The organism is Streptomyces lasalocidi (assembly GCF_005280215.1).
Classification (GTDB): Bacteria; Actinomycetota; Actinomycetes; order Streptomycetales; family Streptomycetaceae; genus Streptomyces; species Streptomyces longwoodensis.
Genome location: NZ_SZNQ01000001.1, coordinates 1,553,324 through 1,576,673, shown reverse-complemented (window position 1 = coordinate 1,576,673; position 23,350 = coordinate 1,553,324). Strand labels below are relative to the sequence as shown.

At 74.1% G+C, this 23,350-nt stretch carries 22 protein-coding genes; 14 read left to right on the top strand and 8 right to left on the bottom strand.

Features of this window, described 5'->3' with window-relative positions; translation table 11 throughout:
- Positions 1-140: 140 nt before the first annotated feature.
- The 5 genes from E4U91_RS07005 to E4U91_RS06985 all read left to right on the top strand — a co-directional run bounded on the left by E4U91_RS07005 (position 141) and on the right by E4U91_RS06985 (position 4,828).
- Positions 141-1,784, top strand: coding sequence for an ATP-binding protein (locus E4U91_RS07005; RefSeq protein ID WP_174867764.1), 1,644 nt, complete (start codon positions 141-143; stop codon positions 1,782-1,784).
- Positions 1,781-2,188, top strand: a complete 408-nt coding sequence (locus E4U91_RS07000) for a roadblock/LC7 domain-containing protein (RefSeq protein ID WP_137306020.1) — start codon at positions 1,781-1,783, stop codon at positions 2,186-2,188. Before E4U91_RS07005 ends, E4U91_RS07000 begins: the two co-directional genes overlap by 4 nt.
- Entirely contained in the window at positions 2,185-2,622 is a 438-nt protein-coding gene (locus E4U91_RS06995) for a DUF742 domain-containing protein (protein ID WP_137306019.1), read from the top strand. The genes E4U91_RS07000 and E4U91_RS06995 overlap by 4 nt, the downstream gene beginning before the upstream one ends.
- On the top strand, positions 2,603-3,223 hold the full coding sequence (locus E4U91_RS06990) for a GTP-binding protein (protein WP_137306018.1): 621 nt from the start codon (positions 2,603-2,605) through the stop codon (positions 3,221-3,223). Before E4U91_RS06995 ends, E4U91_RS06990 begins: the two co-directional genes overlap by 20 nt.
- A 102-nt stretch (positions 3,224-3,325) precedes the next feature.
- Positions 3,326-4,828, top strand: a complete 1,503-nt coding sequence (locus E4U91_RS06985) for a cytochrome P450 (RefSeq protein WP_137306017.1) — start codon at positions 3,326-3,328, stop codon at positions 4,826-4,828.
- Positions 4,829-4,863: 35 nt separating this feature from the next.
- Here E4U91_RS06985 and E4U91_RS06980 read toward each other — a convergent pair whose 3' ends face one another.
- Complete coding sequence (locus E4U91_RS06980) at positions 4,864-5,838, bottom strand: pseudouridine synthase (protein WP_137306016.1); 975 nt, start codon at positions 5,836-5,838, stop codon at positions 4,864-4,866.
- A 141-nt stretch (positions 5,839-5,979) separates the two neighbouring features.
- Between E4U91_RS06980 and E4U91_RS06975 the strand changes: the two genes are divergently transcribed.
- Positions 5,980-6,570, top strand: coding sequence for a GNAT family N-acetyltransferase (locus tag E4U91_RS06975; protein WP_137306015.1), 591 nt, complete (start codon positions 5,980-5,982; stop codon positions 6,568-6,570).
- A 42-nt stretch (positions 6,571-6,612) separates the two neighbouring features.
- Here the strand turns inward: E4U91_RS06975 and E4U91_RS06970 are convergent, their stop codons facing one another.
- The 3 genes from E4U91_RS06970 to E4U91_RS06960 all read right to left on the bottom strand — a co-directional run bounded on the left by E4U91_RS06970 (position 6,613) and on the right by E4U91_RS06960 (position 9,255).
- Positions 6,613-7,335, bottom strand: coding sequence for a hypothetical protein (locus E4U91_RS06970; RefSeq protein ID WP_241678525.1), 723 nt, complete (start codon positions 7,333-7,335; stop codon positions 6,613-6,615).
- A 67-nt stretch (positions 7,336-7,402) separates the two neighbouring features.
- The gene (locus E4U91_RS06965; RefSeq protein WP_137306014.1) at positions 7,403-8,251 is read right to left on the bottom strand and encodes a siderophore-interacting protein; all 849 of its coding nucleotides are present in this window, start codon (positions 8,249-8,251) and stop codon (positions 7,403-7,405) included.
- A gap of 83 nt (positions 8,252-8,334) precedes the next feature.
- The gene (locus E4U91_RS06960) at positions 8,335-9,255 is read right to left on the bottom strand and encodes a 5'-3' exonuclease (RefSeq protein WP_241678524.1); all 921 of its coding nucleotides are present in this window, start codon (positions 9,253-9,255) and stop codon (positions 8,335-8,337) included.
- A gap of 261 nt (positions 9,256-9,516) precedes the next feature.
- On the opposite strand from E4U91_RS06960, the gene E4U91_RS06955 reads away from it, so the two are divergent.
- The 4 genes from E4U91_RS06955 (at position 9,517) to E4U91_RS06940 (ending at position 14,141) form a co-directional block, all read left to right on the top strand.
- The gene (locus E4U91_RS06955; protein ID WP_137306013.1) at positions 9,517-10,593 is read left to right on the top strand and encodes a quaternary amine ABC transporter ATP-binding protein; all 1,077 of its coding nucleotides are present in this window, start codon (positions 9,517-9,519) and stop codon (positions 10,591-10,593) included.
- Positions 10,586-12,424, top strand: a complete 1,839-nt coding sequence (locus E4U91_RS06950) for an ABC transporter permease/substrate binding protein (RefSeq protein ID WP_137306012.1) — start codon at positions 10,586-10,588, stop codon at positions 12,422-12,424. The genes E4U91_RS06955 and E4U91_RS06950 overlap by 8 nt, the downstream gene beginning before the upstream one ends.
- Positions 12,425-12,855: 431 nt before the next feature.
- Positions 12,856-13,425, top strand: coding sequence for a helix-turn-helix domain-containing protein (locus E4U91_RS06945; protein WP_137306011.1), 570 nt, complete (start codon positions 12,856-12,858; stop codon positions 13,423-13,425).
- A complete protein-coding gene (locus tag E4U91_RS06940; RefSeq protein WP_137306010.1) occupies positions 13,422-14,141 on the top strand; it encodes a helical backbone metal receptor in 720 nt (239 codons plus the stop codon). The genes E4U91_RS06945 and E4U91_RS06940 overlap by 4 nt, the downstream gene beginning before the upstream one ends.
- Here E4U91_RS06940 and E4U91_RS06935 read toward each other — a convergent pair.
- The gene (locus tag E4U91_RS06935) at positions 14,089-15,249 is read right to left on the bottom strand and encodes a TDT family transporter (RefSeq protein WP_137306009.1); all 1,161 of its coding nucleotides are present in this window, start codon (positions 15,247-15,249) and stop codon (positions 14,089-14,091) included. The two genes, E4U91_RS06940 and E4U91_RS06935, sit on opposite strands and share 53 nt — an antisense overlap.
- Positions 15,250-15,319: 70 nt before the next feature.
- Here E4U91_RS06935 and E4U91_RS06930 point away from each other — a divergent pair, with 70 nt between their 5' ends.
- Positions 15,320-16,294 carry a LysR family transcriptional regulator gene (locus E4U91_RS06930; RefSeq protein ID WP_241678523.1) on the top strand — a complete coding sequence of 325 codons (975 nt, stop codon included), beginning with the start codon at positions 15,320-15,322 and terminating at the stop codon, positions 16,292-16,294.
- Positions 16,295-16,724: 430 nt separating this feature from the next.
- Here E4U91_RS06930 and E4U91_RS06925 read toward each other — a convergent pair whose 3' ends face one another.
- Complete coding sequence (locus E4U91_RS06925) at positions 16,725-17,447, bottom strand: gamma-glutamyl-gamma-aminobutyrate hydrolase family protein (protein WP_137306008.1); 723 nt, start codon at positions 17,445-17,447, stop codon at positions 16,725-16,727.
- 76 nt (positions 17,448-17,523) lie between these two features.
- The gene (locus tag E4U91_RS06920) at positions 17,524-18,276 is read right to left on the bottom strand and encodes a FadR/GntR family transcriptional regulator (RefSeq protein ID WP_137306007.1); all 753 of its coding nucleotides are present in this window, start codon (positions 18,274-18,276) and stop codon (positions 17,524-17,526) included.
- Positions 18,277-18,369: 93 nt separating this feature from the next.
- Here E4U91_RS06920 and E4U91_RS06915 point away from each other — a divergent pair, with 93 nt between their 5' ends.
- From E4U91_RS06915 to E4U91_RS06905, 3 genes are read left to right on the top strand one after another with little or no spacing between them, the layout of a single operon-like run.
- The gene (locus E4U91_RS06915; protein ID WP_137306006.1) at positions 18,370-19,734 is read left to right on the top strand and encodes a glutamine synthetase family protein; all 1,365 of its coding nucleotides are present in this window, start codon (positions 18,370-18,372) and stop codon (positions 19,732-19,734) included.
- An 8-nt stretch (positions 19,735-19,742) separates the two neighbouring features.
- Positions 19,743-21,113, top strand: coding sequence for an aldehyde dehydrogenase family protein (locus E4U91_RS06910; protein ID WP_137306005.1), 1,371 nt, complete (start codon positions 19,743-19,745; stop codon positions 21,111-21,113).
- A gap of 5 nt (positions 21,114-21,118) precedes the next feature.
- Positions 21,119-21,901 (top strand): 3-oxoacyl-ACP reductase, encoded by a 783-nt coding sequence (locus E4U91_RS06905; RefSeq protein WP_137306004.1) that lies wholly within the window; start codon positions 21,119-21,121, stop codon positions 21,899-21,901.
- Positions 21,902-21,929: 28 nt separating this feature from the next.
- Here E4U91_RS06905 and E4U91_RS06900 read toward each other — a convergent pair whose 3' ends face one another.
- Positions 21,930-23,132 carry an amino acid deaminase/aldolase gene (locus E4U91_RS06900; protein ID WP_137306003.1) on the bottom strand — a complete coding sequence of 401 codons (1,203 nt, stop codon included), beginning with the start codon at positions 23,130-23,132 and terminating at the stop codon, positions 21,930-21,932.
- Positions 23,133-23,350: the final 218 nt, after the last annotated feature.

The window sequence follows — 23,350 nt, the reverse complement described above, 5'->3', positions numbered from 1 at the left end:
GTTTCAGGCGGTTGCCGAACATGACCCGGCGATGATCCGGTCGGACTAAGCTCGCCCCACAGCGCACGAGTTGATGGCTATTCGTGCGCTTGTTCCCAATCATCCCGAAGATGCGGACAATTCCCCTACAGAGGGTCCCCATGGTGAGTGTTCAGTCCCCACCCGGCCGCCGTGAACTCCCCTACGCCCGCGTGCTGTTGCCCCCCGCGATACTGATGGCCGCGGCGAGCGCGGCCGCCGTCGTGGCGGTGCCGGAGGCGGCCCGGCTCGCCGTCGCGGTCTGCGGGGCCGTCGCCACCGTCCTGGTGGTCGCGACGGCGGCCGAGGCGGTGCGCCGCGGCCGTGAGCTGCGCGACCTGCGCGCCGAGCGCAGCCGGCACCAGGCCCGCCTGGAACAGCGCGTCGCCGGGCACGCGGAGCAGAACCTCCGGCTCGCCACGGACTACATCCCCGCCTCGGTGCTGCACCTCCGCAAGGGAAATACACCCATGGAGGTGAAGGCCCACTACGAGCGGACGGACCCGTACTTCCGTGGGCTCGACGAGTCCCAGAAGGCCGTGTTCGACCGGATCCTGGAGATCGTCAACCACGAGCAGGACCTGCGCGACTCCTCCCAGCGCTCCTTCGTCAGCGTCGCCCGCCGCATCCAGGCCATCGTCCACCAGCAGAACAAGGAACTGCGGGAGATGGAGGAGGACCACGGCCGCAACCCCGAGGTCTTCGACGACCTCCTGCGCATCGACCACGGCACCGCCCTGATCGGCCGCCTCGCCGACTCCATCGGCGTCCTCGGCGGCGGCCGGCCGAGCCGCCAGTGGCCCCAGCCTGTCCCGCTGTACAGCGTGCTGCGCGGCGCCATGAGCCGCATTCTCGACTACCGCCGCGTCCAGCTCGACTCCATCGCCAAGGTCAACATCCGCGGCATCTCGGTCGAGCCGGTCATCCACGCCTGCGCCGAGCTCATGGACAACGCCACCCGCTACTCGCCGCCGACCAGCAAGGTCCACATCAACGCCGTCGAGGTGCAGACGGGCGTCGCCATCGAGATCGAGGACGCCGGCGTCAGCCTCAGCGAGGAGACCCGCTCCAAGGCCGAGGGCATGCTCGAGGCCGCCATGGCCGGCGTCGACCTCCAGGACATCAACGACACCCCGCGGCTCGGCCTCGCCGTCGTCGGCCGTCTGTGCACCGCGTTCAACATGCAGGTCGCGCTGCGCGCCTCGGCCTACGGCGGGGTCCGCGCCGTGCTGATCGTCCCGAGCGAGATGCTCACCGGCGGGCCCACCTCCCTCTACGCCCACGGCATCGGCGCCGCCGCGCTGCCCACGCAGGACCTCGGCGACGTGGAGGCACCCCGGCGCAAGCCGAAGAAGCGCCGGCCCACCAACCCGATGATCCCGGCCGACGTGTCCCTGGAGGACGACGTCCCGGTCGTCACCGAGTGGACCCCGCAGGGCCTGCCCCAGCGCCGCAGCAAGGCCACCGTGCCCCTCGTCCAGCGCATCACCGAGGCCTACGCCGCCCAGGCCGCCGCCGAACGCGCCGCCGAGCGCGGCGAGGAGGACATCTGGGCCCGCGCCGAGGAACGGCAGTCGATGAGGGAGCAGCAGGCCCAGGAGGAGCGGCCCGCGCCCGGCCTGTGGGTCGAGGCGTTCTGGGAGGGGCTGAAGAAGGACAACCCGGGTGCGCACCCGACCGACTTCACCCGCAACCCCACCAAGTACCTGCACCTGATCGACGACAAGGCCCGACCCGAGGCCGACGACGAGGGGGACCCCACGTGATCCAGCAGCGCGCCAACTTCGACTGGATGCTCAAGGAGCTCTACGACGGCGTCCCGGGCATCGAGATGATCGTGGTGCTCTCGGCGGACGGCCTGCGCATCGCCCGCTACGCCGGCGACCCCGACGCCGCGGACCGCGTGGCCGCCGCCTGTGCCGGACTGCAGAGCCTCGCGGGTGCCGTCGCGCAGGAGATCCCCACCAGCGACGGCGAGATGAACCTCGTGGTGATCGAGATGAACGGCGGCTACTTCTACCTCATGGCGGCCGGCGCCAACGCCTACCTCGCCGTCCTCGCCGACGTGCGCTGCGAACCCGGCCACATGAGCGCCAACATGCGCGACCTCGTCGTGCGGATCGGCTCGCACCTGACCAGCCCGCCCCGGCACTCCGGGCAGACCGTATGACTCCTCCGAAACGGCGACGGCGCCACCCCGCACCCCGGCCGCCGGTCCCGCCGCCCCCGCCCCGGGCACCGGCCGACGACGACCCGGCCGGCCGGGCGGAGCGGGAGGGCGAGGGCAGGCAGCCCGAGCGGCTGTTCGTCATCTCGGGCGACGGCGAGCGCGTGCCGTTGGACCTGGTCACCCTGATCGTGGCGCGCGCCGAGGCACCCTCCTCCGCCACCCCGGAGCAGACCGCGGTGCTGCGGATGTGCGTCGCCCCGCTGTCCGTGGCCGAGATCTCGGCGTACCTGCGGCTGCCGTTCAGCGTGGTGACGGTGCTGATCACCGACCTGCTGGCGGCGCAACTGGTCCAGGCCCGCGCCCCGATCGTGCGGCAGAAGATCCCCGACCGTTCCCTCCTCGAAGCGGTGATGCATGGACTCCAACGCCTCTGACACGCTCCCCGGTCCACGGACCGAGGACCGGCTGCCGCACACCACCGAGGCCGCGGCGAAGATCGTCATCGTGGGCGGGTTCGGCGTCGGCAAGACCACCATGGTCGGCTCGGTGAGCGAGATCAGACCGCTCACCACCGAGGAGACCATGACCCAGGCCGGTGTCGGGGTCGACGACGACTTCGGCTCCGCGTCCAAGACCGCCACCACCGTGGCCATGGACTTCGGCCGCATCCGCATCACGGACCAGGTCGTGCTGTACCTGTTCGGCACCCCCGGCCAGGAGCGCTTCTGGTTCCTGTGGAACGGCCTGTTCGAGGGCGCCCTCGGCGCGGTCGTCCTGGTCGACACCCGCCGCCTCGAGGTCAGCTTCGAGGTGATGGGCCGGCTCGAGGAGCGCGGGGTGCCGTTCGTGGTCGGCGTCAACACCTTCCCCGACGGCCCGCGGTACGCCCTGGAGGACCTGCGCGCCGCCCTCGACCTGCCCCCCGAGATCCCGATCGTGGAGTGCGACGTGCGCCGCCGCGCCTCCAGCCGGGACGTGCTGATGACGCTGATGCGGTTCCTGCACTCGCTGACGCTCACCGGCAGCCTCACCTGACCCCGACCTCCCGCACGCGCCCACGCCGTACGGCCGCCCCGTACCTGCCGCCGTGCGACCCCGCCCGGACCCCTGGTCCACGCCGTTCGAAAGCGACCCACCGTGACGCCTGAACCCCAGTCGACGACAGGTACGCACGACCCCGCCCCCGGCCCGCCGCCCGGCTGCCCCGCCCACGGCCGCGGACCCGGCGGGCTCCAGCGGCTCTACGGCCCCGGCGCCGAGGACCTCGGCCGGCTCTACGAGCAGCTGCGCGAGGAACACGGCCCCGTCGCCCCCGTCCTGCTCCACGACGACGTCCCCATGTGGGTGGTCCTCGGCCACGCCGAGAACCTGCACATGGTGCGCACCCCCTCGCAGTTCACCAGGGACAGCCGCGTCTGGACCCCGCTCGCCGAGGGCATGGTCAGGCCCGACCACCCCCTCATGCCGCACATCGCGTGGCAGCCCATCTGCTCCCACGCCGAGGGCGAGGAGCACACGCGGCTGCGCGGCGCCGTGAAGGCGGCCATGGCGACGATCGACCACCGCGGCCTGCGCCGGCACATCTACCGGGCCACCCAGCGCCTGGTGAACGACTTCTGCGAGGACGGCCACGCCGATCTCGTCGGCCAGTTCTCCGAACACCTGCCCATGGCCGTGATGTGCCAGGTCCTCGGCATGCCCGAGGAGTACGACGACCGCATGGTGCACGCCGCCCGCGACGCGCTCAAGGGCACCGAGACCGCCCTCGCCAGCCACGCCTACGTCATGGACGCGCTCAGCCGGCTCACCGCCCGCCGCCGCGCCCGGCCCGCCGACGACTTCACCAGCCACCTCGTCACCGACCCCGCCGGGCTGACCGACGACGAGGTCCGCGAGCACCTGCGGCTGGTGCTGTTCGCCGCCTACGAGGCCACGGTCAACCTGCTCTCCAACGTGCTGCGCCGGGTCATCGTCGACCCCCGCTTCTACGCCCGGCTCAACGGCGGGCAGATGACCGTGCCGGAGGCGGTGGAGCAGTCCCTGTGGGACGAGCCGCCGTTCAGCACGATCCTCGGCTACTTCGCCAAGCAGGACACCGAGTTGGGCGGCCAGCGCATCCGCAGGGGCGACGGACTGCTGTTCGCGCCCGCGCCGGGCAACGTCGACCCGCGCATCCGGCCCGACCGGTCCGCGAGCATGCGGGGCAACCGCTCCCACCTCGCCTTCGGCGGCGGCCCGCACGAGTGCCCCGGCCAGGACATCGGCCGCGCCATCGCCGACGTCGGCGTCGACGCGCTGCTGACCCGGCTCCCCGACGTCCAGCTCGCCGTCGAGGAGGGCGACCTGCGCTGGACGACCTCCATCGCCTCCCGGCACCTGGTGGCCCTGCCGGTGCACTTCGCGCCCAAGCCGCAGCAGGAGATCGTGCTCGGACCGACCCTCGGGGCGCTCCCCGGCCAGCGCTCCTCGGGGCCCACGTTGCCCGCGCAGCCGTCCGGGCCGCTGCTCGCCGAGCCGGTCGCCGACCCGGCGGACACCGGGGTGCCACAGGAGGCCGGTTCCGGCCCCTTCACCGCGCAGGAACCGGTCGCGCGACCGAGCGCCTGGCAGCGGTTCCTGACCTGGTGGCGCGGCCACTGAGCCGTGACTCGCCGGACGCGCAGAGTGGACCGGGATCAGGCGGGACCGGCCGGCCCGGTCCCGTCACCGGCCCACTGCGCGTACGCCGTCCAGGCACCCGGCGTCCGCGCGCTGCGCAACCGGTGGGTGACCCCCGTGACGGGGTCGGTGAACTCCAGCTCACGGGCGACCAGTTGCAGCGGGCGCCGGAAGTCGCCGGGCGGCACCGGGTCGGCCACCACCGGGTACAGCGGATCGCCCAGCAGGGGGACACCCAACGCGGTCATGTGGACGCGGAGTTGATGGGTCTGTCCGGTCTCCGGGGTCAGCCGATAGCGGGCGAGCCCGTCCGCGCGGTGCTCGGCCAGCTCGACGCGGGTCACCGCGTTCGGCTCGCCGGGGACCTCCCTCGCGGTCAGCGAGCCGCGCTCCTTGACGATCCGGCTGCGCACGGTGACCGGCAGGGCGAGCGCGGGGTCGTACGGCGCGACCGCCTCGTAGACCTTGCGCACCCGGCGGTCGCGGAACAGCGTCTGGTAGGCGCCGCGTTCCTCGGGCCGCACCGTGAACAGCACCAGCCCCGCGGTGAGCCGGTCCAGCCGGTGGGCCGCCGTCAGGGTGGGGACGCCCAGTTCGCGGCGCAGCCGGGCCAGCGCGGTCTCGGCCACGTGGCTGCCGCGCGGGGTGGTGGCCAGGAAGTGCGGCTTGTCGGCGACCACGATGTGCTCGTCGCGGTACACCACGGGCACCGGGAACGGCACGGGCACCTCGGCGGGCAGCTCGCGGTGGAACCACACGTACGCCCCCGGCCGGTACGGCGTGTCCGGCGCCACCGGGGTCCCGTCGGCCCCGACGACCAGCCCGGCGTCCAGCAGCGCCTCCACCGCGCCGACGCCGGCCCCGCTGAGCCGCTGCACCAGGTGGTCCCGGACGGTCGCCCAGTCGCCGGTGCCGGGCAGCCGCACCCGCACCGGGTCCACCCCGTCGCGCTGCGGCAGCGGGGAGGGCGGGGGAGGGGTACGGCGTCTCACCGTGCCAGCCTACGGGGGTGGACCGGGGAGGTTCGCGCGGCGCCGGGCGGGACCGTGCGGGCACCTCCCGGAACCGGCCGGGTCCCGGCGGGGGCCGAAAACCGCTTGGGGGCCCCGGTCGGCGTGGGCAGGATATGGATCATGCCCTTCACCGCCGCTCCCGTCCTGCCCGCGGGCACCCTCTCCCGCTCCGCGCAGCCCGTCCTCGCCACCGGCGACGGACTCCTCCTGCGCCCCTGGCGGGCCGACGACGCCCCCGCCGTGCACGCCGTCTTCCAGGACCCGCTGATGCACCAGTGGCACATCCGGTCGGCCGACTCGGTGGAGGAGGTCGCCGGCTGGATCGAGGAGTGGCGGGCGAGCTGGGCCGCCGAGCGCACCGCCCAGTGGGCCGTCGCCGACGAGGACACCGACCGGGTGCTGGGGCGGGTGGCGCTGCGCACCATCGAGCTGGGCGAGGGGTCGGCCGAGGTGGCGTACTGGACCGCGCCGGACGCGCGTGGCCGGGGTGTCGCGGTGCGCGGCCTGGCCGCGCTCACCCGCTGGGCGTTCGGGGAGATCGGCTTCCACCGGCTGGAGCTGATGCACGCCACCGCCAACGAGCCCTCCTGCCGCGTCGCCACGAAGACCGGCTACACCCTGGAGGGCACCAAGCGCAGCGCCGCCCTCCACCAGGACGGCTGGCACGACATGCACCTCCACGCACGCGTACGCGAGGACTCGACGGCCTGAGGGGCGGGGGACAGGACGGCCTGGGGGGCGCGGTCGCGCGGCTCAGGCCCAGTGGACGGCGGTCAGGGGGTACCCGCCCCGGTCGAAGACCTCCTGGGACACGGAGATGCCGAAGGCGGTCCCGAGGCCCTTCAGGAACCGGGTCCGCCAGTCGGGGATCCAGCCGTCGCCCCGGAGGACCGGCCGCCCGTCGACGTCCCGCACGTCCGGGAGGCAGCCCGCCTCGCGCATCGCCGGGTCGAGGAACGCCATCTGCGGCACGCCGCCGAAGTAGTGCCCGCCGTCGCGCAGTTCCTGCGCGTCGAAGGACCGGCGGAGCTCGCCCCGCCACACCGGCCGTCCGTCCTCGAAGTAGGCCATGCAGTCCATGCCCTTGGCGGAGATGTTGTAGAGCAGGACGGCCCGTCCGGTTCCCGGGGGCAGGGCGAAGCCCTCGCGGAAGTGGAGCAGGTAGTCGAAGTTCCCGGCGAGGAAGGACCAGTTGCCCTCCCGGCCGTACGCGGTGAGGTACGGCTCGTCCGGTACTTCCGTACGGGGATGGGTGCGGTCGTAGACCGCCTTGGCCGCGGCGCTCACCGGCTCGGGCAGCTCCCAGGGCACGGCGCCGAACACGACGGCCAGGTCCTGGGGGGCGATGCCCTCGGCGAACGCCAGGCCCGCCTGGACCCCGAGGAGCGGGTCCGGGCCGTCACCCGCCCACCGCTCGCCGAGCCACGCGATGCCGTCGTGACCGCCCCTGCTGTCGGTGCTCTCGTCGTCCGTCATGGCCCGGACCGTAACAGCCGTGTCCGACAACGGCGTTGGGCCCGGCGGGGGCACGGTGACCGTCCCGTCAGGAGGCCGTCGGGTCGGTCGGCTCCTGCTCCGCCTCCACGCGGGCGTTCCACTCCCGCTTCGACGCCTGCCAGCCGTCCTCGTTGTGGCCGAGGCGCCAGTAGCCGGAGATCGACAGGTCCTCGCGCGGGATCTGCCGTTCGACGCGCAGCAGCCGGCGCAGTTCCTTCACGCAGCCGGCCTCGCCGTGGACGAACGCGTGCACCCGCCCCTCGGGGAAGTCCAGCGCCCGCACGGCCTCGACCAGCGGCTCGCCGATCGGGCGGTCGCCCCGGTGCAGCCAGACGACATCGACGTCGGAGTCGATCTTCTGCTCCTCCTCGGGCCCGGACACCTCGATGAAGGCGCGGACCGAAGCGCCGCGGGGCAGCGACTCCAGCGCGGCCGCGATGGCCGGCAGCGCGCTCTCGTCACCGGCCAGCAGGTGCCAGTCGGCCTCCGGGTCGGGGGCGTAGGCGCCGCCGGGGCCCATGAAGCGGACGGTCTCGCCCGGCTGGACGCGCGCCGCCCACGGACCGGCCAGGCCCTCGTCGCCGTGCACGACGAAGTCCAGGGTCAGCTCGCGGTGTTCGGGGTCCCAGGCGCGCACGGTGTAGGTCCGGGTGACGGGCCACTGCTCCCGCGGGAACTCGGCCCGGATCCGCTCCAGGTCGAAGGGCTCGGGGTAGGTCACGCCCTGCGCGCCGAACAGCAGCTTGACGTAGTGGTCGGTGCAGCTGCCCGCGGTGAACTCCGCGAGGCCGTCGCCGCCGAGCACCACGCGCTGCATGTGCGGGGTCAGCCGCTCGGTGCGGACGACCTGCGCGGAGTGGGGCTTGCGTGGCTTCCGTGCCGGACGCTCTGCCATGGCGGCCTCCCAGAGGTGGTTAGGTTCACCTAAGTTAACACTCGGCAGGGTCCCGCGACTTTCAAGTGATCGGAAAGTCAGGCCTACGCGCTCAGTGTGCCGAGGAGGCGGTGCAGTGATCCGCCGAGGCCCCAGCGGGCGCCCAGTTCCGCCACCGCCTCCGGGTCGCGCGGGGTGCGCGGCAGGGCCGTCTCCACCGGCGGCAGCGGTACGTCGTCGGCCACCCGGACGACCTTCGGCGCGACCTCGACGTAGGGGCGTGCCTGGGCGAGCCGCGTGCGCTGGGCCGGGGTGAGCTTGGAGCGGGGGTCGTCGACGGCCGCCATGATCCCCGCGACGTCGCCGAACTCCGCCAGCAGCTTGGCCGCCGTCTTCTCGCCGACGCCCGGCACGCCCGGCAGGCCGTCGCTCGGGTCGCCGCGCAGCAGCGCCAGGTCCGCGTACCCCGGCCCGTCCACCCCGTACTTCTCGCGCAGCACCGCCTCGTCGGTGATCTGCAGGGTGCCCACGCCCTTCAGCGGGTACAGCACGCGCACCCCGCGCGCGTCGTCCACCAGCTGGTACAGGTCCCGGTCGCCGGTGACGATGTCGACCGGACCGGTGGCCCGCGCGGTGAACGTGCCGATCACGTCGTCCGCCTCGTAGCCCGCGACGCCCACGCGCGCGATGCCGACCGCGTCCAGCACCGCCTCGATGACCGGGACCTGCGGCGACAGCGTGTCGGGCACCTGCTCCTCGTCCGGCCCGGACGGGTGCTCCTCGGCGACGCGGTGCGCCTTGTAGGACGGGATGAGGTCGACGCGCCACTGCGGCCGCCAGTCCGCGTCCATGCACGCGACCAGCAGGTCGGGCCGGTGGTCGCGCACCAGCCGGTCGATGAATTCCAGCAGCCCGCGCACCGCGTTGACCGGCGTGCCGTCCGGTGCCTTCACGGACTCGGGCACGCCGAAGTACGCGCGGAAGTAGAGCGAGGCGGTGTCGAGGAGCATCAGTCGTCCGGTCACGCTCGCATCATGCCGCACGGCACCGACAGCCACCCGTCACCAACGGCCGCCCGCACCCGTCACCGACGGCCGCGCACCACCCGCCGCCCGCCGCCGGGCGGTCACCCACCCGCGCGCACGTCCGATCGTGACCCCGCTCACTCGTGCGTTTGCCCCTCGGCCACTTGGGCAGGCGCCGCGTCGGATCGGTGCCGGTTACACGTTCACCTGCGGGCAGCCGTCGACCGTTCCTTTTCTTTGTCCCCCAACGGAGAGGTGCATGTGTCCGCCAGGCTAGAGGCCGACCACCTGTACAAGGTGTTCGGCAGACGACAGGACCAGGCAGTCGAACGGCTGCGAGCCGGAGCCGACCGGGAGGAGCTGCGCGCCGACGGCACCACCGCCGCCGTGATCGACGCCTCCTTCACCGTGGACCCCGGCCAGATCTTCGTCGTCATGGGCCTGTCCGGCTCCGGCAAGTCCACGCTGCTGCGGATGCTCAACGGACTGCTGGAGCCCACCGCAGGGCACGTCCGCTTCGACGGCCGCGACCTGACCGCGCTCGGCGACCGCGAGCTGCGCGAGGTCCGCGCCCGCAAGATCAGCATGGTGTTCCAGCACTTCGCCCTCTTCCCGCACCGCAGCGTCCTCGACAACGCCGCCTACGGCCTCGCCGTGCAGGGGGTGCCCCGCGCCGAGCGCGAGAAACGCGCCGCCCGCTCCCTGGAGCTGTGCGGCCTGGCCGGCTGGGAGACGTCCTGGCCGGACGAGCTGTCCGGCGGCATGCAGCAGCGCGTCGGTCTGGCCCGCGCGCTCGCCACCGACGCCGACCTGCTGCTGATGGACGAGTCCTTCAGCGCCCTGGACCCGCTGATCCGCCGCGACATGCAGGATCAGCTGCTCACGCTCCAGAAGACGCTGAAGAAGACCATCGTGTTCATCACCCACGACCTCAACGAGGCCATGCGCCTCGGCGACCGCATCGCCGTGATGCGCGACGGCCGCATCGTGCAGAACGGCACGGCCGAGGACATCCTGCTGCGCCCGGCCGACGACTACGTGGCCTCCTTCATCCAGGACGTCGACCGCTCCCGGGTGCTCACCGCCGGAGCCGTCATGGACACCTCCGGCACGGCGGACGCCCCGCTGTGCCGCTGCGAGACCGCGAGCCCCACGACGCCGTTCACCGAGCTGTGCGCCATCAGCGCCCGGGTGCCGCACCGCGTCTCGGTCGTGGACGGGGCGGGCCGCCTCGTCGGGGTGGTGCCGCGGCAGCGGCTGCTCGGCTTCCTCGGCGACGAGACGGCCGATCCCGTGCCCTGCGACGCCCCCGACGGGAAGGTGGCCGCGCATGCCTAGGCTCCACCTCGGCGACTGGGTCGACTCCGGCGTCGACTGGCTCGTGACCCACCTGTCCTGGCTGTTCGACGCGGTCAAGGCCGTCGTCGAAGGCATGTACGACGGCATCGACGCCGTCCTGACCGCCCCGCAGCCCCTGCTGCTCGCGGGCATCCTCGCCGTACTCGCCTGGTGGCTGCGCGGTCTCGTCGCGGGCGCGCTGTCCTTCGCCGGCTTCGCCCTGATCGACTCGCTGGACCTGTGGGACCAGGCGATGTCCACGCTGTCCCTGGTGCTCGTCGCCACGCTGATCGCGCTCGCCGTGTCCCTCCCGCTGGGCATCTGGGCCGCCCGTTCCCGGGCGGTCAGCGCGACCGTCAAGCCCGTCCTGGACCTGCTCCAGACGATGCCGTCGATGGTCCTGCTCATCCCGGCGATCCTGTTCTTCGGGATGGGTGTGCCGGCCGGCGTCGTCGCCACCCTGATCTTCGCCCTGGCCCCCGGCGTGCGCATGACCGAGCTGGGCATCCGCCAGGTCGACGCCGAACTGGTCGAGGCGGCCGAGGCGTTCGGCACGACCCCGCGCGACACCCTGCTGCGCGTCCAGCTGCCGCTGGCCCTGCCCACGATCATGGCGGGCGTCAACCAGGTCATCATGCTGGGCCTGTCGATGGTCGTCATCGCCGGCATGGTCGGCACCGGCGGACTGGGCGGCGCGGTCAACGAGGCCATCGGCCAGCTCGACATCGGCCTCGGCTTCGAGGCCGGCCTGGGCATCGTCGTCCTCGCCATCTACCTGGACCGGCTCACCGGCGCGCTCGGCACCCGGCTGTCCCCGTTGGGCCGGCGCGCCGCCGCCAAGGCCCGCACGACCGCCTGGTCGCACCGCCCGCGTCCGGCCGTCGCCGTGGCCTGCGTCGCCGCCCTCGCGCTCGTGGCGGGCGGACTGGGCGTCTTCGGCGGCCCGTCCGGCACCGCCGAGGCCACCGGCGAGAACGTCGGCCGGGGCAAGGAGATCAAGCTCGGCTACATCCCGTGGGACGAGGGCATCGCCTCCACCTACCTGTGGAAGGAGATCCTCGAACAGCGCGGCTTCAAGGTCACGACCACCCAGTACGCGGCCGGCCCCCTCTACACCGGCCTCGCCACCGGCCAGCTCGACGTCCAGACCGACGCCTGGCTGCCCACCACCCACGCCGAGTACTGGCAGAAGTACGGCAAGCGGCTCGACGACCTCGGCCAGTGGTACGGCCCCACGTCCCTGGAGCTCACCGTCCCCTCGTACGTGAAGGACGTGAACTCCCTGGCCGACCTGAAGAACAAGTCCGCCGAGTTCCACGGCAGGATCGTCGGCATCGAACCCAGCGCGGGCATGATGGGCCTGCTCAAGGACAAGGTGCTCAAGCAGTACGGCCTCCAGGGCTCCTACGAGGTCGTCGACGGCTCGACCCCCGCGATGCTCGCCGAACTGAAGCGGGCCTACGCCAAGAAGCAGCCGGTCCTCGTCACCCTGTGGTCCCCGCACTGGGCCTACGCCCAGTACGACCTGAAGAAGCTCAAGGACCCGCGGGGCGCCTGGGGCAAGGGCGACGGCGTGCACACGATCGCCCGCCGGGGCTTCGTGGAGGACAACCCCGAGGCCGGGCGCTGGCTGAAGGACTTCTCCATGACCGAGCAGCAGCTCACCGACCTCGAGGCGCGGATCCAGCAGGCCGGCAAGGGCAAGGAGCAGGACGCCGCGCGCGCCTGGCTCGCCGATCACCCCGGCCTGCTCGACACGTGGGCCCCGGTCGACGACGGCGCGGCCGACAGCGAGGCGGCGGCCGCGACCGGCAGCGGGGCGGCCGGGTGACCTGACCCACCCGACCACCGCCCGGGAGGCGGGCCGCGCCGTACGACGCCGTACGGTGCGGCCCGCCTCGTGCGTACGGTGGCACCACGGCAAGGATCCGGCCAACCACGCAGAGCCACGCCGTCACCCGAACTCGGGCGCGTGGGGCGCCCGGATCGCGGTGCCCACCCCCGGAGCGGAACACGGAGAGCCGTCCGTACGCTGAAGTGGTCAGGGAAACCGCACCCCGGCTTCCCGCCCGGGCGACCGCTCCGGGATGATCCACTGGCGCGAACCGGCCGCTGGGACGTCACCCGTCGTGTCGTCGATGTGACGGGCACATGAAACGGTTTGCCGAACATGCGTAGGGTGCAGAGAACCGAGCAGAGGCGGTACCCGCGCAGCGGGGCACTCGGACCGGGGAGCGACGGGCGAAGGAGGGAGCCGGAGCGATGGGCGACCACAAAGAACAGCCCCTGCGGGTCGGCGCGGCCGTGCGCCGCCGCCGCCGGGCCCTCGACCTGACCCTCGCCGTCGTGGCCGAGCGCAGCGGCCTGTCGGTGCCCTTCCTGAGCCAGATCGAGAACGACAGGGCTCGCCCCAGCCGCGGCTCCCTGGAGAAGGTCGCCGACGCACTGCGCACCACGGCCGTCGAACTCCTCGCCGCCGCCGACCCGGCGTGCAGCGTCGACGTCGTGCGCGCGGAGATCGGCGAGCCCGGCCCCGACCCGCAGTCCCGGTCCCTGGTGCGCGGCCACCACCAGATGCACGCGACCGAGTTCACCGGCGACCACGACGCCGGCCGCGAGTTCCAGTTCCGCAACGACCAGTTGATGTACGTCGCGGACGGCGCCGTGGAGATCGAGGCCGAGGGCCGCGCCTACCGCCTGGGCCGCGGCGACACCCTGTACCTGACCGGCGGGGTCCGCCACCGCTGGCGGGCCACGGTGCCGGACACCCGGGTGGTGGTCGTCGCCGTCGCCGAGCACATCGAGGCGGTCCGCGACCGCAAGCGCCGGTGAGGGTCGTCTCCCTCGTCCCCTCCCTGACCGAGGCGATCGCCGTGACGCTGCCGGACGCCCTGGTCGGCGCCACCGACTGGTGCAGCCACCCGGCCGGCCTCGACGTCGCCCGCGTCGGCGGCACGAAGAACCCGAAGACCGACCGCGTCGCCGCCCTCGCCCCGGACCTGGTGGTGGCCAACGAGGAGGAGAACCGCCCGGACGACCTCGCCGCCCTGCGCGCGGCGGGCGTACCCGTCCTGGTGACCGAGGTGCGCGACGTCCCGGCGGCCTTCCGCGAGCTGGAGCGCGTGCTGCGGGCGTGCGGGGCCGGCGGCCGCCCGCGCTGGCTGGACGAGGCGGAGGCGGCATGGACCGACCTCGCCCCGCCCCCGCGCCGCACGACGGCCGTTGTACCCGTTTGGCGTCGGCCGTGGATGGTGCTGGGCCGCGACACCTTCGCCGGCGACGTGCTGGCCCGGCTGGGCGTGGACCACCTGTACGCCGGCCACGCGGAGCGCTACCCGAGGGTGTCGCTGGACGAGCTGCGCGCCGCGCGCCCCGACCTGGTGGTCCTCCCCGACGAGCCGTACCGCTTCACCCCGGACGACGGCCCCGAGGCGTTCCCCGGCCTGCCGTGCGCGCTCGTCGGCGGACGGCACCTGACCTGGTACGGCCCCTCGCTCACCGAGGCGCCTCGGGTACTGGGCGCGGCCCTGCGAGCAGCGCGCCGCTGAGCAGCCCGCCCGCGGTGCGCACGGCGGCGACGCCCCACGCGCCGACCAGCAGGACATACAGCGCGACCGCGAGCACGTCGTAGGCGACCAGCCCGGTGTGCCGGGCCAGCGCCGCCGCGCCGGTGACGCAGGTGCCGACCGGGAAGGTGAACGCCCACCAGGTCATCGAGAAGCCCATCCCGTGCCGCCGCGCCCGCACCACGTGCGCCGTGGCGAGGCACAGCCACAGCAGGGCGAAGCCGGTCACGGGGACGCCGTACAGCACGGCCAGCACCCGGAAGCCGTCGGCGTACGGGGCGGGCACGACGCCCGGCGCCACGTCCGCGAAGCGCCCCACGGCGGTGGTGGACTGGCCCAGGGGCCCGAGCACCAGGAACAGCGTCGGCGTGAGGGCGAGCGGCAGCGGGCCGCGGGTGACGAGCCGCGCGAACACCAGCGGCAGCATCAGGAAGGTCGCCACCAGGCTCAGCCCGAACAGCGCGACACAGCCCAGCAGCAGCGTCGCCCGGGCCTGTCCGGCCGGGAGGTACGGCACCAGCGCGGGCCCGAGCGCCGCCGACACCATCGGCGCCACCAGCGGCAGCAGCCACACCGGCGTCGGCCGCCCCGGCTCGTCGTTCCCGGGTCGCTGCCGTACGGCCATGAGGTACGGCACGGCGACCGCGGCCGCGAGCCCCACGGCCGTACCGGCGGCGAACAGCACGGCGTCCAGGGCGACGGCCGGCCCGGTCCCGATCCAGTCCCGGCCCACGCCGAGCGCGCCGCCGCCGACCGCGAGCAGGGCCATGGCCAGGCAGCCGTAGAAGGGCGCGGCGGCCGGGTCGAGGAGGTGGGCGCGGGCCTGGTCGCGGTGGTGGACCCAGTGCAGCGCCCGCGCCACGAGGAGCACGGCCAGCAGGACCAGGGAGAGGGCCCAGACGGCCCCGCAGGCCACGCGCAGCCCCGGCAGCCGCAGGGGGAGCGTGGCCCCGGCCGTGGCCACGATCGCGGTGCCCATCACGCACGCGTACCAGTTCGGGCCGAGGTGCCGCAGGGCGGGCAGGCGCGGGTCGGGCCCGTGCGGGCGGACGCCGGGGGAGACGGAGCGGGGCCGGGCTGCGGTGACCATGCCTCCACGCTGCCGCCGCGGCCGCTCCGCGACCAGGGAGGACGTCTCTATGAGGACATAAGCTGGTCTTATGACTGAGGGACAGGCGGGAGCGGCCGGAGCCGAGCGCGGGCCCGCGACAGGCGGCACGACCGGGACCGGGCGCCCGCCGACCGGCTCGCTGGCCCACCGCGTCCCCGACCTCGGCGCGCTGGAGCTGCTGCTGGCCGTGGCGCGTCTGGGCAGTCTCGGCGCGGCGGCGCGCGAGGTCGGGATCACCCAGCCCGCCGCAAGCAGCCGCGTCCGGTCGATGGAGCGCCAGCTCGGCGTGGCGCTGGTGGACCGCTCACCGCGCGGCTCCCGGCTCACCGACGCCGGGGCGCTGGTCACGGACTGGGCGCGGCGGGTCGTCGAGGCGGCGGAGGCGTTCGACGTGGGCGCCCAGGCGCTGCGCGACCGGCGCGACTCGCGGCTGCGGGTCGCGGCGAGCATGACCATCGCCGAGTACCTGCTGCCGGGCTGGCTGCTCGCGCTGCGCGCCCAGCGGCCCGACACGGCCGTGTCCCTGCTGGCCGGCAACTCCACGGCGGTGGCGGAGCGGCTGCTGACCGGTGAGGCGGACCTGGGGTTCGTGGAGGGCCTGACGGTCCCGGCGGGCCTGGACTCGGCGGTGGTCGCCCACGACCGGCTGATCGTGGTGACGGCCCCGGGCCACCCGTGGGCCCGCCGCCGCGCCCCCCTGTCCGCCGCCGAGCTGTCGACGACGCCCCTGATCCTCCGCGAGAAGGGCTCGGGCACCCGGCAGGTGCTGGACGCGGCCCTGGGCGGGCTGGCCCGCCCGCTCATCGAGCTGTCCTCGACGACGGCGGTCAAGGCGGCGGCGGTCGGCGGCGCGGGACCCTCCGTGCTGAGCGAGCTGGTGGTGCGGGAGGAACTCGCCGTGCGGCGGCTGGTGGCCGTCCCGGTGGCCGACGTGTCCCTGAGCCGGGACCTGCGGGCGGTCTGGCCGACCGGCCACCGCCCGACGGGCCCGGCACGCGACCTGCTGACGCTCACGCGCACGTGACGCGCTGCTGGGCTTCACGCGTGGGTGGGGACGCGGCGGGGTGTTCGCGCGTGGGTAGGGGCCCACGCGCGCGTGAGGGACGCTGCTGGGCGTCACGCAGGCGTGAGGGGCTCTGCTGGCCTGCACGCACGCGTGAGGGGCGCTGCTCGGCTTCGCGCGCGCGTGCCCCCGCTGGCCCTCACGCGTCGGTGGCGCCGCTGAGCTTCCCGCGCGCGCCCCTGCCGGCCCTCCAGCGCGCGTGCCTCGCCAGCCCGCCCGCCTGACGTTCAGCCGCACCTGCTCCGGCCGGCGTTCACGTGCGCGTGCACCCGACAGTCGGCCCGCCTGACGTTCAGCCGCACCTGCTCCGGCCGGCGTTCACGCGCGCGTGCACGCGTGCACCCGACAGTCGGCCCGCCTGACGTTCAGCCGCACCTGCCCCGGCCGACCTTCACGCGCGCGTACCCCCGCGCCCCGCCCGTTCCACCAGGGCCCGCATCACCCGTATGTCGTCCCCCGCCTCCGGGTGCCACTGCACGCCGAGGACCCAGCCCTCCCCGGCCGGGCCCGTCTCGCCGGTGCCCCACTCCACGGCCTCGACCGTGCCGTCCTCCGCGTACGCCGACGCGACCAGGCCCCGGCCGAGCCGGTCCACCGCCTGGTGGTGGAAGGTCGGCACCGCGGTCTGCTCCGGGACCACGTCCTCGTACACCGTGCCCGGCACCGGCTTGACCGGGTGCCGTCCGAACACGCCCGGCACCTCCGCGTGGCCGTCGATGTGCTGCACCAGCGTGCCGCCGAGGGCGACGTTCAGCAGCTGCAGGCCCCGGCAGATGCCGAGCAGCGGCACCCGCGCCGCCAGCGCCGCCCCGATCAGCGCGAGCTCCCAGGCGTCCCGCTCCCGCGCGGGCGGCCCGGTGCGGGGGTCGGCGTCGGCGCCGTAGCGCACCGGCTCCACGTCCGGTCCGCCCGCGATCACCAGCCCGTCCAGGCGGGCCACGGCCGCCGCCGCGTGCTCGGGCGCGTCGGGCGGGAGCATCGCCGCGAGGCCCCCGGCCCGCTGCACGAGCCGCGGGTACCCGGCCGGCAGCAGCGCGGCCTCCAGCTGCCACACGCCCCACCGGGTCCCGGCCTCCAGGTACGTGCTCACACCGATCAACGGTCGCCCGGCCATGCGCCCTCCCGGGGGTGCCTCAATGGACTGTCCTCGAACCTTTGGGCCCTGTGCGGACCGCGTCGGCGTGCGCCCGTCACGTCAGGAACCCCCTCAGCAGCGCCGCCGTCCCCGCGCAGTGCTCGCGCATGATCTCCCGCGCGCCGTCCGCGTCGCCGTCCAGCACCGCCTCCACCAGGGCGTCGTGCTGGCGCTGCGAGTGCTCCAGGTTGCGCACCAGCAGCGGGATGCAGTCCAGCAGGTCGTTCACCCCGGCCCGGACCGCCGCGTACTGCGCGGCCAGCGTCGGCGAGCCGGACAGCTCGGCCAGCGTCAGGTGGAGCAGGGTGTCGCGGCGCCGGTAGTCGGCCAGCGGGGCGTCCCGGGTCGCGGCGAGCGCCGCCCGCAGCCGCTCGGCCCGCTCCCCGCCGGTCCCGTGCGCCGCGCACAGGCCGGCCGCGCCGACCTCCAGCACCTCGCGGAACCGCAGCACGTCCTCCACGTCGACCCCGGCCACCCGCCGGCGCAGCTCGTCCTCGCCGCCCGCCGCGCCGCCCCGCGGGCGCGGCAGCACGAACGTCCCGCCGTAGCGGCCCCGCCGGGACTCCACCAGCCCTTGGTCCTGGAGCACCTTCAGCACCTCCCGCAGCGTCACCCGGCTGATCCCCAGCCGCTCCGCGAGGACCCGCTCGGCGGGCAGCCGCCCGCCGTCCGGCACCAGGCCCAGCCGGACCACCTGCAGGATCTGCTCCAGCGCCTCCTCGAAGCCGTTGCCCGCCCGCACCGGCCGCAGCACCGGGGTCAACCGGTCAGGTGCCGTGTCACCCGTGTCACCCGTGTCCCCAGGCATCCGGCCGTGCCCCCTTCCCAAGCAATGGTTCCCCGCCATACCTTATGGCTTCCGGTCGGCGGAAGCAGCCGAAGCCCCGAAGGAGGCCCTCCCGTGGCAGACCGCACGCCCCCGCTCTCCGTCGAGGAGCTGCACGCCCTCGTCGCGAGCGGTGAGATCGACACCGTCGTCCTGGCCTTCCCCGACATGCAGGGGCGCCTCCAGGGCAAGCGGTTCGCCGCCCGCTTCTTCCTCGACGAGGTCCTCCACCACGGCACCGAGGGCTGCAACTACCTCCTGGCCGTCGACGTCGAGATGAACACCGTCGACGGCTACGCCATGTCCTCCTGGGACAGCGGCTACGGCGACTTCGCCCTGCACCCCGACCTGTCCACGCTGCGCCGCATCCCCTGGCACCCCGGCACCGCCCTGGTCGTCGCCGACCTCGCCTGGCACGACGGCTCACCCGTCGTCGCCGCCCCGCGGCAGATCCTGCGCCGCCAGCTGGAGCGCCTCGCCGGGCTCGGCCTCACCGCCCAGGTGGGCACCGAGCTGGAGTTCATCGTCTTCAAGGAGACCTACGAGCAGGCGTGGGACGCCGGCTACCGGGGCCTGACCCCGGCCAACCAGTACAACGTCGACTACTCCGTCCTCGGCACCGGCCGCATCGAGCCCCTGCTGCGCCGCATCCGCAACGAGATGGCCGGCGCCGGCCTCACCGTGGAGTCCGCCAAGGGCGAGTGCAACCCCGGCCAGCACGAGATCGCCTTCCGCTACGACGAGGCCCTCGTCACCTGCGACCAGCACGCGCTCTACAAGACCGGCGCCAAGGAGATCGCCGCCCAGGAGGGCGTCTCGCTCACCTTCATGGCGAAGTTCAACGAGCGCGAGGGCAACTCCTGCCACATCCACCTCTCGCTCACCGACGCCGACGGCCGCAACGCCATGGCCGGGGACGGCGAGGGCGGCATGTCGCCGGTGATGCGGCACTTCCTGGCCGGCCAGCTCACCGCCCTGCGGGACTTCTCCCTGCTGTACGCGCCGCACATCAACTCCTACAAGCGGTTCCAGCCCGGCTCGTTCGCGCCGACCGCCGTCGCCTGGGGCCACGACAACCGCACCTGCGCACTGCGCGTGGTCGGCCACGGCCGCTCGCTGCGCTTCGAGAACCGGCTGCCCGGCGGCGACGTCAACCCCTACCTCGCCGTCGCCGGCCTGGTCGCGGCCGGGCTGTACGGCGTCGAGCACGAACTGCCGCTGCCCGAGCCCTGCGCCGGCAACGCCTACGCGGCCGACTACGCGCACGTCCCCACCACCCTGCGCGAGGCCGCCGAGCTGTGGGAGAACAGCCCCGTCGCCCGGGCCGCGTTCGGCGACGAGGTGGTCGCCCACTACCGCAACATGGCCCGTGTCGAGCTGGACGCCTTCGACGCCGCGGTCACCGACTGGGAGCTGCGCCGCTCCTTCGAACGCCTGTGAGGCCCCCCGTGTCCGCCGCCCCCGCACCCGCCCTCGACGTACTGAACCCCGCGACCGAGGAGGTCCTCGCCACCGTCCCGGCCGCCTCCGCGGCCGACGTGGACGCGGCCGTCTCCCGCGCCGCCCGCGCGCAGACCACGTGGGCCGCCCTGGCGCCCGCGGACCGCGCCCGCCTGCTGCGCCGGTTCGCCGCCGCCGTGGACGAACACCTTGAGGAACTGGCCCGGTCGGAGGTCCGCGAGGCCGGGCACACCCTCGGCAACGCCCGCTGGGAGGCGGGCAACGTCCGCGACCTGCTCGACTACGCGGCCGGGGGAGTGGAACGGCTGACCGGTCGTCAGATCCCGGTGGCGGGCGGGCTGGACGTCACCTTCCTGGAGCCACTGGGCGTGATCGGCGTCATCGCCCCCTGGAACTTCCCCATGCCCATCGCCGCCTGGGGCACCGCCCCCGCGCTCGCGGCCGGCAACGCAGTCCTCCTCAAACCGGCCGAGACGACCCCCCTGACGGCCCTGCGCCTCGCCGAACTCGCCCTGGAGGCAGGCCTCCCCGAAGGTCTCTTCCAGGTCCTCCCCGGACACGGGCCGGTCACCGGCAACGCGCTGGTCGAACACCCGGGCGTCGCCAAGATCGTGTTCACCGGGTCGACGGCCGTGGGCCGCCAGGTGCTGGCGAAGGGATCGGCCCTGCTCAAGCGGGTCACCCTCGAACTCGGCGGCAAGAGCCCCAACATCGTCTTCGCCGACGCCGACCTCCGCGCCGCCGTCGACCCCTTCTCCTTCCTCGACAACGCCGGCCAGGACTGCTGCGCCCGCACCCGCATCCTGGTCCAGGAGTCCGTGTACGACGAGGTCGCGGCCCTCCTCGCCGACGCCCTGGCCGCCGTCGTGGTCGGCGACCCGGCCGACGAGAAGACCCAGATGGGCCCGCTCATCTCGCGCCGCCAGCTCGACCGGGTCCGCGGGTACGTCCCCGACGACGCCCCCGCCCTGCGCGGCAGCGCACCCGACGGCCCCGGCTTCTGGTTCCCGCCGACCGTCCTGACCGGCGAACGCCCCGACTCCGCCGCCGCCCGCGAGGAGATCTTCGGCCCCGTCGCCGTGCTGCTCCCCTTCACCGACGAGCAGGACGCCGTCCGCCTAGCCAACGACACCCCGTACGGCCTGTCGGGGTCCGTCTGGACCCGTGACGTCGGGCGCGCCCTGCGCGTCTCGCGGGCCGTACGGGCCGGGAACCTCTCCGTCAACTCCCACTCCAGCGTGCGCTACTCGACGCCGTTCGGCGGCTTCAAGCAGTCCGGCCTCGGCCGGGAGCTGGGCCCGGACGCCCTGACCGCCTTCACCGAGACCAAGAACGTCTTCCTCAGCACGGAGGCCTGAGCCGCATGACCGAAGCACAGATCTGCCGCCGCCTGGTCGGCCGCACCGCCGTCGTCACCGGCGCCGGCAGCGGCATCGGCCTCGCCGCCGCCCGCCGGCTCGCCTCCGAGGGCGCCCACGTCGTCTGCGGCGACATCGACGAGACCAGCGGCAAGGCCGCCGCCGAGGAGGTCGGCGGCACCTTCGTCAAGGTCGACGTCACCGACCCCGAGCAGGTGGAGACGCTGTTCCGGACGGCGTACGAGACGTACGGCAGCGTCGACGTCGCCTTCAACAACGCCGGCATCTCCCCGCCCGACGACGACTCCATCCTGGAGACCGGCCTGGAGGCGTGGAAGCGCGTCCAGGAGGTCAACCTCACCTCCGTGTACCTGTGCTGCAAGGCGGCCCTGCCGTACATGCGCCGCCAGGGCCGGGGCTCGATCATCAACACCGCGTCGTTCGTGGCCCGGATGGGCGCGGCCACCAGCCAGATCTCCTACACCGCCTCCAAGGGCGGCGTGCTCGCCATGTCCCGTGAACTGGGCGTGCAGTTCGCCCGGGAGGGCATCCGGGTCAACGCCCTGTGCCCGGGGCCGGTCAACACCCCCCTGCTGCGGGAGCTGTTCGCCAAGGACCCCGAGCGGGCCGCGCGCCGTCTGGTGCACATCCCGGTCGGCCGGTTCGCCGAGGCCGAGGAGATCGCCGCCGCCGTCGCCTTCCTGGCCAGCGACGACTCCTCGTTCGTCAACGCCACCGACTTCCTGGTGGACGGCGGCATCTCCGGGGCGTACGTCACCCCGCTGTAGGAACGCCGGGAGCCGGGGCGGCCGGGGCCTACAGGAAGGTGTGCCCCTCGCCCCGGTACGTCGGCACGGTCGCCGTGACCCGGTCGCCCTCGACCAGGTGCAGGCTGTCGAACCGCTCGCACAGCTCACCGGCCTTCGCGTGCCGGAACCACACCTTGTCGCCGATCAGCAGGTCGTCCGCGGGGGAGCCGAGCAGCGGGGTCTGCACCTCGCCGGGCCCCTCCTGCGGGTCGTAGCGCAGCCCCTCCGGCAGGTACGGCACCGGCAGCCGGTCCGTCCCCGCCGCGCCGGAGGCCGGGTAGCCGCCGCCCAGCACCGTCACCACGCCCACCCCGGGCCGCCGGACGACGGGCTGGGCGAACAGCGCGGCCGGACGCCCGCTGAACGACGTGTAGTTGTCGAACAGCCGCGGCACGTACAGCCCGGACCCGGCGGCGATCTCCGTCACCGCGTCCTCGGCCGCGGTGCTCTGCACACTGCCGGTGCCGCCGCCGTTGACGTACTCCAGGTCCGGAACGACGGCCCGCACCGCCCGCACCACCGCGGCCCGCCGCTCCACCAGTTCACGGCGCGCGGCCGCCTGCATCAGCCGGATCGCCCTCGAGCGCAGCGGCCGCCCCGCGAGCGAGTCCCCCACCCCCGCGATGTGCCCCTCGTACGCCATGATCCCCACGACCTCGAAGCCGGGCCGCCGGGACACCGCGCGGGCCAGGTCGGCGACCTCGGCGGGGGAGCGCAGCGGGGAGCGCCGGGCGCCGACCCGCACCCGGCCGCCGAGCAGCCTCAGCGCGGTGTCCAACTCCAGGCAGACCCGCACCACTTCACGGCCGTCGCCGCGCGCCGCGTCGATCAGGTCGAGCTGGGCGATGTCGTCGACCATGACCGAGACGGCCGAGGCGAGCTTGGGGTCCGCGGCGAGCTCCGCGAACCCGGCGCGGTCGGCGGACGGGTAGGCGAGCAGCACGTCGTCGAACCCGGACCGCGCCAGCCACAGCGACTCGGCCAGGGTGAACGACATGATGCCCGCGAACCCCTCCTTCGCCAGGACCCGTTCGAGCAGCGCGCGGCACCGCACGGACTTGCTCGCGACCCGGATCGGCTTGCCCCCGGCGCGGCGGACCAAGTCGTCCGCGTTGGCGTCGAAGGCGTCGAGGTCCACGATCGCGAGAGGGGCGTCGAGGTGGGCGGTGGCCCGGTCGTAACGGGCCCGGTCGGCGGCGCGCGCAGTCATGGACGCAGCCTGCCAGACGGGATTACCGCGGGGTAGGGGGACGATCCGGGCAGATGCCCCGGGGTCGCCGACTGGTTCCCGCTCGACCAGCGACAAGCCGTAGAGTGACGCGCACGCACGGCGGAACGACCCCGGCCGGACGCCCGCACCGGGATGCCGGTCCGCCCGTGCGGGTAGGTATGCGTGCCCAGGGGCGGACGGTCGCACCCGCGCGGTAC